We start from the raw sequence: 14,247 nt of genomic DNA on the forward strand, positions 1-14,247 counted from the left end.
CTTAAATAGACGATAAGAGTAACAAAATTGTGGTTCAAATGCTAAGAAAGAGACAGTACGCCGGTTGATAACAGATAAATAGCACCGCCAGCACCCGCTAACAGTAAGGTCGAATAAGCATAATCGCGCTTGCTGAATGTTTGTTGTTTCTCGCTCAAGGCTTTTTTGTAAATCAATACACCCGGTAAATACAGCAAGGCACATAACAGCATGTATTCCGCACCAGCGGCATACACCAACCAAGCACCGTAACACGATGAAACCAAGGCAATAAACAGGTCTTTTTTACGGTTTTCAGTGGCACTGTAACCTTCACCGCTTAACGCGACTTTCACGCCATAAGCACCCACTAGAAAGTACGGCAATAATACCGCTGATGTGGCAATGTTTACCAAGGCCAAATACGAGCTTTCTTGTAATAACGTTAAGATTAAAAATAATTGCACCAGACAAGATGAGAACCACAATGATGTTGTTGCCGCACCTTTACTGTTTTCGGCAGCAAATGCTTTCGGGAACAAGCCTTCTTTAGCCGCGATGAAAGGCACTTCTGCGCTCACCACTGTCCAGCTCAATAACGCACCAGATACCGATACAATCAAACCAGCATTAATCAGCATTGCACCCCAAGGACCAACAATCACTTCTAAAATATGTGCCATTGATGGGTTTTGTAATGCTGCAACTTCAGGCTGAGTCATCACACCTAAAGTGAATAAGCTCACTGCAATATAGAGTATTAATGCCGAGAACAAGGCAATACCGGTTGCTTTCGCCACGTCGCGTTTATCTTTAGCACGGTTAGATAAAATAACCGCCCCTTCAATACCGATAAATACCCATAATGTCACCATCATAGTGGCTTTCACTTGCTCTAATACCGAGCCTAATTCAGGGGTTTTATCGCCCCAAAAATCGATGGTGAATTTATCCAGTTTAAACGCCATGATAACCAAACAAACGAAAGTCAAAATAGGAATGATTTTAGCAATAGTTGCAAATACATTAATCAGGGCCGCACGTGTCACACCACGTAATACCAATGCATGCATAAACCAAATGAGTAGCGAACCGCCTAATACTGCAATCGGTGTATTACCCTGTCCCATCATTGGGTTTTCTGGGGTATCAACAAAGTAGCCAATCGCACTAAAGAACACCACTGCATAAGATACATTGGCTAATAAGTTACAGATCCAGTAACCCCAAGCAGACATAAAACCGATGTAATCACCAAAACCCGCTTGTGCGTACGAAAAGATGCCGCCGTTCAAATTAGGGTAACGCACCACTAAATTACGTAATACCGTGACCAATGCCAGCATGCCGCAACCAGTAATCAACCAACCTAAAGTGATTGCGCCAGGAGCAGCTGATACTGCCACATTTTGCGGCAGACTAAAGATTCCGGCACCGACCATGGTACTAAATACCAACGCCACTAACATGCCAAGTCCGAGTTTGTTTTCCATCTATAATCCCTAAACAAGGCTTATTAACGACATAATATGCCAGTTAACGCCTAATTTTCGCTTGTTAATATAAAATAATCTAACGGATTGTATTATAATATTTTATATATGCAAGAATATTCACTTAACTTGCATAAATCCAGAGTCGTGTCCAAGATTGCCGATAATCTGAACAGAACCAAGCATCACCCCATTAAACTTATCTTTTTCCCTTACATCTTGGGCATCATTCAGTTAAAATATGGGGTTCGATTTCTTGCAAAATAATAATGATGATGACCAATTCTTCACAACAATATCTTTGTCGCAAAACCTACCTTATTGATAGCTTTTGGCCTGGTAAACTACTTGAGTTAAATAACGCGGGTAATATCAAGGTTGCAGGTACCAATGGTGCGGGTAAAACAACGCTACTTAAACTGCCGATGCTGTTTTGGGGTGCTAGACCTGGGCGTATTGTTGAGCGTAATGCTAACAAGAAATCATTTGCCGCTTATTATTTGCCACGCAAAACCAGTTACATCGTGTTTGACTACCAACGTCCGAACGGCACTGACACACCGCAGTTGTGCCATGTATTAATTAAGAGTGATGGCGACAAGCTGCTTTACCGCTTTATTGATAGCCCGTTCGATATCAAGATGTACCTTGATCAGAGTGGCAATATCTTTGGCGATGATGAGATCAAGCGTAACTATAGAACGCAAGTACGTTGTGAAGTGAGCAGTTTGTTGAGTGTGGATGATTATGCAAGAGTCATTCAAAATCATCGCGACCTTGGCGGCAAGAAATCACTGCGCCCGCTACAACAACGTTTTTCAATGAGCCAATCACCGATTAAGCACATTGAAAAAGTAGTCACGTCAGTATTCAACAAGATCTCTAATTTCGACGTGATCAAACAAATGATCATCGAGATCTCGCAAGATGCCATCAGTTCTGAAATGCTCAGCAACAATGTTACCGACATGGTCAACATTGATAAAAGCGATATTGATAGCTGGTTAGCCGATCTGCATTCATCACAAGCGATCCTTAATTTAGAAGAAAAGATCTTATCGTCATTAACTGACATTGATTCACTGGTTGAAATCAAAGCAGACCTACAGCACTTACATCACCTTGCCGCTATCTATCAAGACAAGTGTAACCAAGATCAAGTTATCGCCGACGCACGTTTAAAAGACGTTCTGGTCGAGCTTGCTGATTTAAAAGAAAACCACAGACAACAAGTATTATCGATTGAAGATGCTTGCCACGATGAAGAAAAAGCCCAGCGTGAAATTAAACACGATCTAGATAAATTAGAACAAGAGAAGATTGATTTTGAAGATGATGAAGCCGCGACGTATCAACAGCGTGGCTCTGAGCTGTCTGATTTTACCTTACGTTTAATCAATCTAAACAATGAAAAAACTCAATTAAGTGAAAAGTCTGCCGATCTAAGCCGCACCTTTACCGAGCAACAGCAGCAACAAGAACTTGAATTCAACAAACGTGAACAGCAACTCACCAACGAAATTAGCTCTCAACAGCAGCAGTTAACCACAGCGTTAAGTGAAAACAAACTGCACTATGCGACACTGGAAAGTGAATTAAGAACACAAACGCAAGTATTGGTTGATCAGTTAAATGACAAGAAAACTCCACTTGAACACACTAAGATCTCGCTTAATCTGCAGTTAACACAACCACAACTTGATCCCGAGTTGACGCTGCAATCTCAGCAACTGCAACAGAATTTAAGCCAATGTCGTCGTAATATTAACGAGCGTCAAGAAGCCTATAATCGCATTAGCAATGAATCACAAAGCTTACGCCAAAAACAGCATCAAGCTTTACAAACTAATGACCGCTTAAAAATTGAATTAAACCATTTAGCCCAGCAGCACCGTGATGTGCAAGCATTATTAAGCCCAGAAAAAGGCTCTTTACATGCTTTCCTTGCTGAACATGTGCCAAATTGGCAAGCTAATATCGGTCGTGTGATTAACCCTGAGTTGCTCAAACACTTGCATCTTGAACCTGAGTTATTAACCGCCTTTGCTGACGCTGCGAAAAATACGGTGTCAGAAACAGCACTCACTCAAGTACAAGACTTTTATGGCATCAAGGTCAACCTCAATGCCCTAGAAAATGCCTCGTTTACCGACAGCGCGCTAGCAGAAAAAGAACAGCATATCTCGACCCAAATTGGCGCTAAGAAAACAGAACTTGAACAACTACAAAAAGCTCTTGAGCAGCTGAATAAAGAAGTCGAAGAACTGGATAAGCAGCTAATGTCGAGCAAGCAATTATTGTTCAAACAGAACCAATTGCTGACGAGTCTAGTGAATGAAGAAGATGAGTTAAACGCTAAATTAGAGCAGCATAAGACCCTGGCTATTGCGCGTATTCAAACTGAATTAGCTGAAACCGAACTACTGTTAGACCAGGCGCAACAAGCATTAAGCCAAGCTAAAGTTGATTATCAAAACCGTCACAACGAACTAAACAACGAACGTTTAGGCGTCCATTGTCAATTAGAAACAGACTATAATCAGCGCATTGATAGCTACCAAATATCACTTGATAGCTTGCGTAATGACGCGCAAATTGAGACGCAACGTATTGCCGCAGCACTGCAAGCCGCATTGAGTGACGCCGGTATTAATGCCAGTATCTTTAACGCACTTGCAGCCAAGATAAAACAGACCACTCAAGCCGTTGAGAATGCGAAAGTATTCCAACAAAAAGCCGACAAGTATAATAGCTGGTTAGAAACATCGTGGTCACAAGTTGAACCAGGCCGCGAACGTTTACGTCGTTTAGATGCCGCGATACAGCGCTTCAAGCAACAGCTAAAAGATAAAAAACAAGATTATCAGCAATCAACAGACAAGTTAGAACAAGAGAAAACCCAGCTTGATAAACAAGTCTCTGATTTAGCATTACAACTAAAAGGCTTAGATAACAGCCTGGTAAAACTAACCGACTACCCTGCTGTTGCTAACGACGAATTACCAGAATACAGCGTTAACAACATCTCTAAATTAACTAACAGTCAGATGAGCCTGTTAGGTAAGCAGCAGAGCAACGTATTAAGCGCGGTCAGTAAAATTAGCAGCGAATTAAAACGTTACTCGAAAAGCACGCTACAAATTGGCTGGTTAGAAAACCGTATTGAAAGTGATTCAGAGCTGGTTAATTACCGTTTAGAAGAAGCAATCAATAGCGGCGAACAGCTGAGTTATGTGCTGAAAAACGCCAAACTGTTGCAAACATCAACCACTCACGAAGTGGAATTGCGGGCTAACGATATTCTATCTATCTATACCCATTTAAGTAACTTTGATCGCAACATTACCCGCACTGGTCGTAAACTGTCGAGCCACATGAATGGTAAACAGTTCTTTACCGCCTTGGGTGATATTAAGATTGCCATTCGTACTAAGATGGATAAGTTAGGTTATTGGCAGCAGCTTGAGAATGTAAACGAAGCATTTGAAGCTTATCAAGCCAATACCGAACTCACCCACGATCGCAGTATTCCACAGGACTTAATCGATAGCTTAGATGAACTGTCGGCGGTATTGCCGAAAAATAACAGCATGCAACACAATGAACTGTTTGATATCGAATTTACCATTGTTGAAAACGGTCGAACGACGCGTGCGACAACACCGAAAGAATTAGAAGATGTGTCATCAACGGGCTTATCTTACTTAGCGCTAATCACTTTCTTTACTGGCTTAACAACGATGTTACGTCCAGATGCGAGTACAGTGATCACTTGGCCAGTGGATGAATTAGGTGAACTGCATTCTGAAAACATTCAAGCCATGCTGGACATGTTAAACCAACACGGTATTCAGATCATGACCGCCTCACCGTCGACAGATAAGTCGGTATTGCAGTTATTCGATCACCTATACGAGATTGATAGCCGTAACAAACGCCTGATCCAGATGAATGTCGATGATGATCCACTAATGGCATTGCTCAATGGTGATGCTAAGCAAGCGTTAATCGCAGACTCAGCAGCTACGACTACAGTGTCGTCTGCAGTGAAAAAAACACTATCATCTGAAAATAAAGAATCAGCAACAACTATGCAAGAAGAGGTTTAACCCATGTTTCAAACTACCGTTGAATTATTGTTACAGGGTCATACCATTTGTCAGGTCAGTCAGCCTGACGCCTATCGCTACCTTTCTGAACAAAGTTTGTTTGAAAAGGTAAATGATTACCTGCGTTTGATTAACCGTAAGGTAAAAGTCATTGAAGACGGCCTCGCCTTCGTCGCTTGTTACTGTACTATTGAAGAAGAAAATCGCGCGGATATCCGCCAACAGTTACGCCAAGTACGCGATATTTTCCGTCCATTGGTTAACTTCCTCGACCTTGCAATGACAGCGCTAGTACATGATTGTGCTATGCGTGCAGGCGATACCATTCGCTTGTCTGAGCTATTACGTGGTATTGAGAACGAACCGACGTTAAAGCAACAGTTAGCGTTATTAACCAATAAAGGTATCTTCAAAACGAGCCGCAACGAGATCTCGGAGCAGCTTAACTTCATCCTTAAGAAATTAGATGAAGCAGGTTACGTACAACGTTTAGATACTGGTAGTACCATCTATCAGATCACCGCTAAGATGAACTATATTCACGAGTTAATTGATTTTATTAATGACAGTGAATCGTTGAAACTAGAAACACAAGATAACCATATCTTCGATGACTCACAGTCGGAGATGTTCTAATGTCACAGCAGCAAAGCGCTTCTGAAGTCGAAAAAATTGCCCAGATAATTCGTAGCTCGTTTGCTAAATCAAACAGTACTATGTTGGCGCAAGCGTATTTCGATGGCAATATTATTGATGATGGTGAAAATACCGCATTATTAGAAATGCTAACCAAAAATGGTCTGATCCGCCCAAGTGAAGAAGATGGCACTTACATGCTCGCCATCAACTTAAAGCGTATTTTAGACAAATTACTGCTGCGTCACGCCTCTTACCGTAAACGTACTGATATTGCTAAAGTCATGCAACACATTGACGGTGATATTAAGTCCTATAAACGCGCGTTATTAATCGGCCAGCATAATGAAGTTGCTTTCTATTTAAGCCAAATCGATGAAGAACTTTACGGCATTGTTTACGAGTTAGAAGACAGTGTCAGTGGTTTGTTCGCGGCGATCACCAGTAAGTTTGGTTTTGTTGATAGTTTAGAAAGTAAAATTCATGAGAATGAAAAAGCCATTGCTTATACCGAAGGCCTGCTTAATGCGTTAGCGGATATTAATCTTAACGATGTTTATTCTTGGTTAGATTGGGATGATGTACCAGCGGAATTAAGCCGTAAAGTGACCTTCTTCATTGATGGTTACCGTCGTATTAACCGCCAGTTAGAAAGCGCGGTTCACCGTATGCGCCAGCTGTTGATGACGCTGCGTAAACAAAATGAACAAGTAGCTCGTCTCAAAGCCATGTCTAAGTATCTAAAAGACAACCCAATTTGGGAATTAGACAGTTACGATGAGCGTGAGCACGTACCAACAATCTTCAACCGCGTAGCACCGCTGCAGTTATCCGCCAGTGTTGATATTAGTAATCAGGTACAGCAAGAAGAACTCTCTGACATTTACAACTCATTGCGTAAAGAAAGTAAGTCAGACGCTGAAACCGTTGATTTACGTAGTAGTGGTCGTATTGATGACTTGCAACAAAAGGCCCGTGAACTCGAAGCCGATTATGTATTGTCGCAGTGTGAAGCGTTATTCAAACAAGTATTAAGTAATAAAGGCGATCGCTTTTCTGCCCTACACTATTGGCAGCAAGATGGTCAGCTTACAGACATTTTACCCAAGCATTTATGGCTCAGTATTCTATATAACGAATACCACAAATGTGCCCCAGCGGTACGAAGAGTTATGGCGATTGATTTCCCGGCAGCTATTATCACCGATTTACCCGGTTCGATATTAATCTCAGGTAACTTACGCGTTAGCGATATTGAATTACTGCGCGCTTAATCCTCTCTAAACAGGTACCAATTACCCATGTTTGCACTTAAAAAAATAATTGGTACTTGGTTAATGCCTCTGCCATTCCTACTGACTCTGTTCATCCTCGCTGCATTATTATATAAGCTCACTCGCTACAAACGCAGTGCACAAACTCTGTTTTGTAGTAGTTTTATTACATTATTGCTTTTAAGCCTAGATCCAGTTGCAACCCGTTTAGCCGCAACATTAGAGTCTCAATACCCAAGTTATCAGCACCAAGCTGTCGATTATATCCACGTATTGGGCAATGCTCATACGACAGTAGACCGCTTGCCGATAACCAGTCAGTTAAGTCCAGCAGCCCTTGCCAGAACCACTGAAGGCGTACGTATTTATAAACTGAACCCTACGGCCAAGTTAATTTTTAGTGGCTATAGCGGCGGTGATATTAACAGTAATGCGAAGATGAATGCGCGCTTAGCAATAGCGTTAGGGGTACCAAAATCAGCGATTATATTATTAGAACAACCTCAAGATACAATAGAGGAAGCTATTGATAATAAAAACATTACCCAAGGTAAGCAGCTTGTATTAGTCACCTCTGCTACCCACATGCCACGGGCAATGAAAATATTCAACCAACAAGGTCTGTTCCCTATCCCAGCACCAACTGCACATGTCAGTAAAACCGTTACTGGTATACAACCATTGCACTATTATTTCCCGCGCGCTCAACATCTTGCAGTGAGTGAAAAAGTGATCCATGAGTGGTTAGGGCTGGCTTGGTTGTCGTTAAAAAATAACCAATAGAACCCACATCCTGTAATTAGCCGAAAAATTCCGCTTGGATTGAGCAAGTAAACGTGGGACAAGTCACAGTTACTGCATTTTATGTAGTTTTATTACCAAAAATTGTCTTATGACAACTTGCCCTAGCGCTAGATGACTCTATAATCATCTCATGTTCTTAATTAAAGTCGCTTTGACATAACGTCAGCACTTAAGTTAAAGAAAAATAGCTTTAAACCATATCGGAGATAGACATGAGACAAGCACTAGTAATGGGTAACTGGAAACTAAACGCAACTAAAGCATCTGTAGAAGCTTTAATTAACGGTTTAGTTGATGCGGCAAAAGACAATGCAACTGTTGAAGTTTCAGTTTGCCCTCCTGCTGTTTTTATCCCACAAGTTGAAGCATTAACTGCTGACACAGCAATTACATACGGCGCACAAGATTGTGACGTTAACATTGCAGGCGCATTCACTGGTGAAAACTCAGCAGTAATGTTAAAAGAATTCGGTTGTAAATATACTCTTGTTGGTCACAGCGAACGTCGTGTTATCCACGGCGAATCAAGCGAAGTTGTTGCTGACAAATTTGCTGTTGCACAAGAAAATGGTCTAGTACCAGTACTTTGTATCGGTGAAACTCTAGAGCAATTCGAAGCTGGCGAAACTAAAGCAGTTGTTGAAGCACAACTTCAAGCAGTTGTAACTAAGTCTGGTATCACATCTCTAAACAATGCAGTAATTGCATACGAACCTGTTTGGGCAATCGGTACTGGTAAAACAGCAACACCTGAAATTGCACAAGACATCCACGCTCATATCCGTTCATGGGTAGCAGAGCAAGATGCAGCTGTAGCAAACAAAGTTCAAATCCTTTACGGCGGTTCTGTTAAAGGCGCTAACGCGGCTGAATTATTCGGTCAAGCAGACATTGATGGCGGCCTAGTTGGCGGCGCTTCACTAGACGCTGTAGAATTCTCTAAAGTTATTGCTGGTGCTTCTGCATAGTAGCCTATCAAAAGCTAATGTAGAGAGAATATCTACTCTGCATTAGTGATAAAAAGTGTAGTGGTACTGGTTGCTCCGTAATTATGTATTACTACACTCCTTTCTTATTTAAACTTATATTCTTTAAAATAAAACAGCGCTAAGGCATTTTTTTGTTTAACCAATAGAAGTTTCATATGAAAGCGTGATTAATATCACTTTAGTGATAAAATAAGTCATAAAGACACAGAAAATAATAACAGACCTAGTTATACTAAATTGATAGAAACTAGTGATGATTAAGACAAATTAGTTATAATAACTAAATAGAATGTAGCAGCAACAAATAAACTATAATTGGTGTACTTAGCATATAAACAATCGTGCCATCACCTGCTGCGATGTACTCTACCCAATAGGGTCAGTACTTTAACCCAATAAATAAAATATCATCGATTGATATATTTGAGGCTTCAATGATTAAAAAAATAGGTGTTTTAACAAGTGGTGGTGATGCACCAGGTATGAACGCAGCAATCCGTGCCGTTGTACGTGAAGGATTACATCTTGGTTTAGAAGTTTATGGTATTTACGATGGTTATGCTGGTTTACATGAAGGCCGTATCGAGAAACTAGACCGTAAATCTGTTTCTGATGTCATTAACCGTGGTGGTACTTTCTTAGGCTCTGCGCGTTTCCCTGAATTTAAAGAAAAAAGCGTTCGCGAAGAAGCGATTAAGAATCTTAAGAAACACGACATCGATGCACTTGTTGTTATCGGTGGTGACGGCTCTTACATGGGTGCAATGAAACTAACTGAAATGGGTTTCCCATGTATCGGTATTCCAGGCACTATTGATAACGATATCCCTGGCACAACTTATACCATTGGTTTTGATACTGCACTAAACATCGTCGTAGATGCGATTGACCGTTTACGTGACACCTCAACATCTCACCAACGTATCTCTATTGTTGAGATCATGGGCCGTTACTGTGGTGATTTAACCATGGGCGCTGCGGTTGCCGGTGGTGCGGAATTCGTTGTAATTCCAGAAAAAGGCTATGATGAAGCTGATTTATTAGCACAAATTCAAGCAGGTATCGATAAAGGTAAGAAACATGCCATTATTGCAATGTGCGAACATGTAACAGACGTTAACAAGCTTGCAAAGCATATTGAAGCGATTACAACTCGTGAGACACGCGCTACTGTTTTAGGCCACTTACAACGCGGCGGCACACCGACTGCTCGTGACCGTATCATGGCAAGTCGTATGGGTTCATATGCTGTTAAATTATTGATAGACGGTGAAGGCGGTCGTTGTGTTGGTCTAATGAACTCACAAATGGTTCATCACGACATCATCGATTGTATTAACAATATGAAACGTCCGTTCAATCAAGAACTATTTGATCTGTCTAATTCGTTATTCTAAACTTTTTCAGTTTTAGAATAAGATCACTTTAGATTAAAAATTATTTGAATAAAAAAGCGAAATCAACTTACATTGATTTCGCTTTTTACTATCTATAAACAGCTATCACTGCGTATATTGGCAATTAATAACTATTGTATTAATTGCTCACGCAGTTTCGCCACTTTATCACGGGTTTCACCGGCTTTTTCAAATTCCAAATCTTGCGCATATTTATACATCTGCTCTTCTAAACGCACTATCTCCTTACTCAGTTCCGCAGGGGTAAATATCGCATAGGTGGCTTTCTGCTCGGCAATATGCATCATTTGCTGTTCTGGCGTTCGACCAATATTGAAACCATCACCCACCTTCTTCTTCAGCCCTGTAGGGGTAATACCATGTTTGATATTATGCTCATGCTGTAAAGCACGACGACGTTCCGTTTCGCTAATGGCTTTATCCATAGCCTTGGTAATACGATTAGCATATAAGATGGCTTTACCTTCCAAGTTACGTGCGGCGCGACCAATGGTTTGGATCAGCGAACGTTCAGAACGTAAGAAACCTTCTTTATCGGCATCAAGAATAGCCACTAAAGAAACCTCTGGCATATCTAATCCTTCACGCAGTAAGTTAATCCCAACCAGCACATCAAATACACCTAAGCGTAGATCTCGGATGATCTCGACGCGTTCAACAGTATCAATGTCAGAATGCAGATAACGTACCTTCACACCGTGATCAGCCAGGTATTCCGCTAAATCTTCAGACATACGCTTAGTGAGTGTCGTTGCCAATACCCTTTCACCTTTCTTCGCTCGAATATTAATTTCACTGAGGAGGTCATCTACTTGGGTATCAACAGGGCGCACTTCAATGATTGGATCTAACAAGCCAGTTGGACGCACAAGCTGTTGCACAATTTCCCCCTCACAACGGTCCAATTCATACTGACTCGGCGTTGCTGAAACATATAAGGTTTGTGGTGAAATAGATTCAAACTCTTCAAACTTGAGTGGTCTATTATCTAATGCCGAAGGTAGACGGAAACCAAATTCAACCAGAGTTTCTTTACGCGAGCGATCACCTTTATACATAGCGCCAATTTGTGGCACAGTAACGTGTGATTCATCAATAACTAATAAACCGTCATCGGGTAAATAGTCCAACAAAGTCGGAGGCGCGTCACCGGGTGTACGGCCAGACAGATAACGGGAGTAGTTTTCAATGCCTGAGCAATAACCCAGTTCTTGCATCATTTCTATATCAAACTGTACACGTTGACTGACGCGCTGCTCTTCAATTAGCTTATTTGCTGATAATAATTGTTTCTTACGCTCAGACAATTCCACTTTAATATGTTCAATAGCCGCTAAGATCTTTTCTCTTGGTGTTACGTAATGAGTCTTAGGATAAATAGTTGCACGTTCAGCGGTCTTCTCAATCGCACCCGTTAACGGATCAAAATAACTGATACGTTCAATTTCATCATCAAACATCTCGATACGTACAGCATGCTTATCTGATTCCGCCGGGTAAACATCAATAACTTCGCCGCGCACACGGAATGTCGAACGTTTAAAATCCATGTCGTTACGGGTGTATTGCAATTCAGCTAAGCGGCGGATGATACTGCGCTGGCTAATCATTTCACCAACAGAGACATGCAACATCATTTTGAGATAAGACTCGGGATCACCCAAACCATAAATAGCAGAAACAGATGCAATCAGGATCACATCACGGCGTTCTAACAAGGCTTTGGTGGCCGATAGGCGCATTTGCTCGATATGGGCGTTTACGGCGGCATCTTTTTCAATAAAGGTATCAGTGCTTGGTACGTAGGCTTCTGGTTGATAGTAGTCGTAGTAAGAAACAAAGTACTCTACCGCGTTGTTAGGGAAGAATTCTTTCATCTCACCATAGAGCTGCGCTGCGAGGGTTTTGTTCGGAGCCATCAGTAATGTCGGACGATTCAATTGCGCAATCATGTTCGCAACAGTGTAGGTTTTACCTGAACCTGTTACACCTAACAAGGTTTGACTGGCAACACCGGCATTAAAACTATCAACCAGCTTTTCAATCGCTTGAGGCTGATCACCACTCGGGGTATATTCAGAACATAAATCGAATAAAATCGTCATTATTTAAGGTCACAACTCAGCTTATAAATTATATATTTCCATAATACCAATTTACACTTAGTGCGCCAGAAAAATTATTACCCTAGCCATGATTACTGATGATTGCAAAGTAGAATAATAAGTCTAAAATTATCAGATAAACAAAAATGTCAAGCAGTTATCAACAGTGATAACAAAAAAACATTTTTGATGGTCGTTTTTGATACAGAGATTCTAAGCATGTATTATACGCATGTGTACAAAAGCGATTAAAACAACGCAGTCCACTGATATAAAACAATTAAATAGCTTTTAAAGGTGCCTTTGATACGACAGTTTAAAATCAGTTGAAATGTAGACTTATACTTTCTACAGACTTAATCAACAGAGTTATCCACAGATTTAGTGGATAACTCAATAAAAGTGTCATATACAATCATCAAGTAACCTAAAACAACATCCCACTGTATTTACAATGCATAGACGATATAATTATGTATCTATATAGCACCAAGAAGGTGTAAACAATCATTATTTACACCGCCAGCATTTATAATACACTTTCTTCTTCGGCTACAAACGTATATCTATTTTTCCCAAAACCCCTACTCATATACCTAGCATCATCAGTCTTCTTGCTCAACGCTTGTGTTACATCACCATCATCTGAATATAGTGCCGTGTAAACCACATTTTCATCCGACATTTAGACCATCTGTAGTTTAAAATTACGTCCGCAGCACAGGTTATTTATAACAATCACTCTAGGATAACGGTTATATTAATAAAAAATGAGTGATGTTCAATTTAAAGTATTGAAAATGTTAGTCTAACCACAACTTTCAAATTGTTTACTTAAACTACGCTATCAATAATTCTTAACCATCATCGCTCAGTTATTCGACAAACAAAGCGCAAATGGCATTTTAGCCTGCTTTATCATTGACACTAGAATCATCTAACCTTAATATTCGCCCCGTCTTCGAAACAAAGACAAGTAATTCCCCTTTAGTTCAGTTGGTAGAACGGTGGACTGTTAATCCATATGTCGCTAGTTCGAGTCTAGCAAGGGGAGCCAAATTATTCTTTATCTCTTATTTATATAGAGACGAAGAACAACAGTTGGTTTTATTTTCTTTTCATTGAATTTTAAAATGAAGTTAATAGACGGGCTGGCTTCGTTGAAGCACACAACTTATTGCTTTTATAAAAGCAAACCAACAATTCCCTTTTAGTTCAGTTGGTAGAACGGTGGACTGTTAATCCATATGTCGCTAGTTCGAGTCTAGCAAAGGGAGCCAATTTACTTTCATTGAAATTAACGCATTGAAAGTACGGTTAATGATTTACTACATAATGTAAACTGTTAATCTGCTTCATTAGAAGCACACAATTTATTCGCTTTAATTTATTCGTTTAAAAAAAGCAAACCAACAATTCCCTTTTAGTTCAGTTGGTAGA

Annotated in this window: 8 protein-coding genes and 2 tRNA genes; 8 read left to right on the forward strand and 2 right to left on the reverse strand. The window is 40.5% G+C overall.

Annotation, left to right across the window (positions count from 1 at the left end):
- Positions 1-41 precede the first annotated feature (41 nt).
- Complete coding sequence (locus CXF93_RS07400; RefSeq protein WP_101061787.1) at positions 42-1,472, reverse strand: basic amino acid/polyamine antiporter; 1,431 nt, start codon at positions 1,470-1,472, stop codon at positions 42-44.
- Positions 1,473-1,741: 269 nt separating this feature from the next.
- On the opposite strand from CXF93_RS07400, the gene CXF93_RS07405 reads away from it, so the two are divergent.
- The 6 genes from CXF93_RS07405 (at position 1,742) to pfkA (ending at position 10,681) form a co-directional block, all read left to right on the forward strand.
- The gene (locus CXF93_RS07405) at positions 1,742-5,581 is read left to right on the forward strand and encodes an ATP-binding protein (RefSeq protein ID WP_101061788.1); all 3,840 of its coding nucleotides are present in this window, start codon (positions 1,742-1,744) and stop codon (positions 5,579-5,581) included.
- Positions 5,582-5,584: 3 nt separating this feature from the next.
- Entirely contained in the window at positions 5,585-6,217 is a 633-nt protein-coding gene (locus tag CXF93_RS07410) for a hypothetical protein (protein WP_101061789.1), read from the forward strand.
- Complete coding sequence (locus tag CXF93_RS07415) at positions 6,217-7,491, forward strand: hypothetical protein (RefSeq protein ID WP_101061790.1); 1,275 nt, start codon at positions 6,217-6,219, stop codon at positions 7,489-7,491. The genes CXF93_RS07410 and CXF93_RS07415 overlap by 1 nt, the downstream gene beginning before the upstream one ends.
- Before the next feature lie 27 nt (positions 7,492-7,518).
- Positions 7,519-8,274, forward strand: coding sequence for an envelope biogenesis factor ElyC (gene elyC / locus CXF93_RS07420; protein WP_101061791.1), 756 nt, complete (start codon positions 7,519-7,521; stop codon positions 8,272-8,274).
- A gap of 233 nt (positions 8,275-8,507) precedes the next feature.
- A complete protein-coding gene (gene tpiA, locus CXF93_RS07425) occupies positions 8,508-9,263 on the forward strand; it encodes a triose-phosphate isomerase (RefSeq protein WP_101061792.1) in 756 nt (251 codons plus the stop codon).
- 455 nt (positions 9,264-9,718) lie between these two features.
- Positions 9,719-10,681 carry a 6-phosphofructokinase gene (gene pfkA / locus CXF93_RS07430; protein WP_101061793.1) on the forward strand — a complete coding sequence of 321 codons (963 nt, stop codon included), beginning with the start codon at positions 9,719-9,721 and terminating at the stop codon, positions 10,679-10,681.
- Between the two features lie 131 nt (positions 10,682-10,812).
- Here the strand turns inward: pfkA and uvrB are convergent, their stop codons facing one another.
- The gene (gene uvrB / locus CXF93_RS07435; protein ID WP_101061794.1) at positions 10,813-12,807 is read right to left on the reverse strand and encodes an excinuclease ABC subunit UvrB; all 1,995 of its coding nucleotides are present in this window, start codon (positions 12,805-12,807) and stop codon (positions 10,813-10,815) included.
- 981 nt (positions 12,808-13,788) lie between these two features.
- Between uvrB and CXF93_RS07440 the strand changes: the two genes are divergently transcribed.
- Together CXF93_RS07440 and CXF93_RS07445 are read left to right on the forward strand one after the other, a co-directional pair.
- Positions 13,789-13,864 (forward strand) — tRNA-Asn (locus CXF93_RS07440).
- Positions 13,865-14,011: 147 nt separating this feature from the next.
- Positions 14,012-14,087 (forward strand) — tRNA-Asn (locus tag CXF93_RS07445).
- Positions 14,088-14,247: the final 160 nt, after the last annotated feature.

The sequence above is a fragment of the Moritella sp. Urea-trap-13 genome, assembly GCF_002836355.1.
In the GTDB taxonomy this organism is placed as follows: domain Bacteria; phylum Pseudomonadota; class Gammaproteobacteria; order Enterobacterales; family Moritellaceae; genus Moritella.

What these genes read in the sequence shown, in the direction of transcription:
- CXF93_RS07400 (WP_101061787.1), bottom strand. Translation starts at nt 1,472, where the DNA reads ATGGAAAACAAACTCGGACTTGGCATGTTAGTGGCGTTGGTATTTAGT.
- CXF93_RS07405 (WP_101061788.1), top strand. Translation starts at nt 1,742, where the DNA reads ATGATGATGACCAATTCTTCACAACAATATCTTTGTCGCAAAACCTAC.
- CXF93_RS07410 (WP_101061789.1), top strand. Translation starts at nt 5,585, where the DNA reads ATGTTTCAAACTACCGTTGAATTATTGTTACAGGGTCATACCATTTGT.
- CXF93_RS07415 (WP_101061790.1), top strand. Translation starts at nt 6,217, where the DNA reads ATGTCACAGCAGCAAAGCGCTTCTGAAGTCGAAAAAATTGCCCAGATA.
- elyC (WP_101061791.1), top strand. Translation starts at nt 7,519, where the DNA reads ATGTTTGCACTTAAAAAAATAATTGGTACTTGGTTAATGCCTCTGCCA.
- tpiA (WP_101061792.1), top strand. Translation starts at nt 8,508, where the DNA reads ATGAGACAAGCACTAGTAATGGGTAACTGGAAACTAAACGCAACTAAA.
- pfkA (WP_101061793.1), top strand. Translation starts at nt 9,719, where the DNA reads ATGATTAAAAAAATAGGTGTTTTAACAAGTGGTGGTGATGCACCAGGT.
- uvrB (WP_101061794.1), bottom strand. Translation starts at nt 12,807, where the DNA reads ATGACGATTTTATTCGATTTATGTTCTGAATATACCCCGAGTGGTGAT.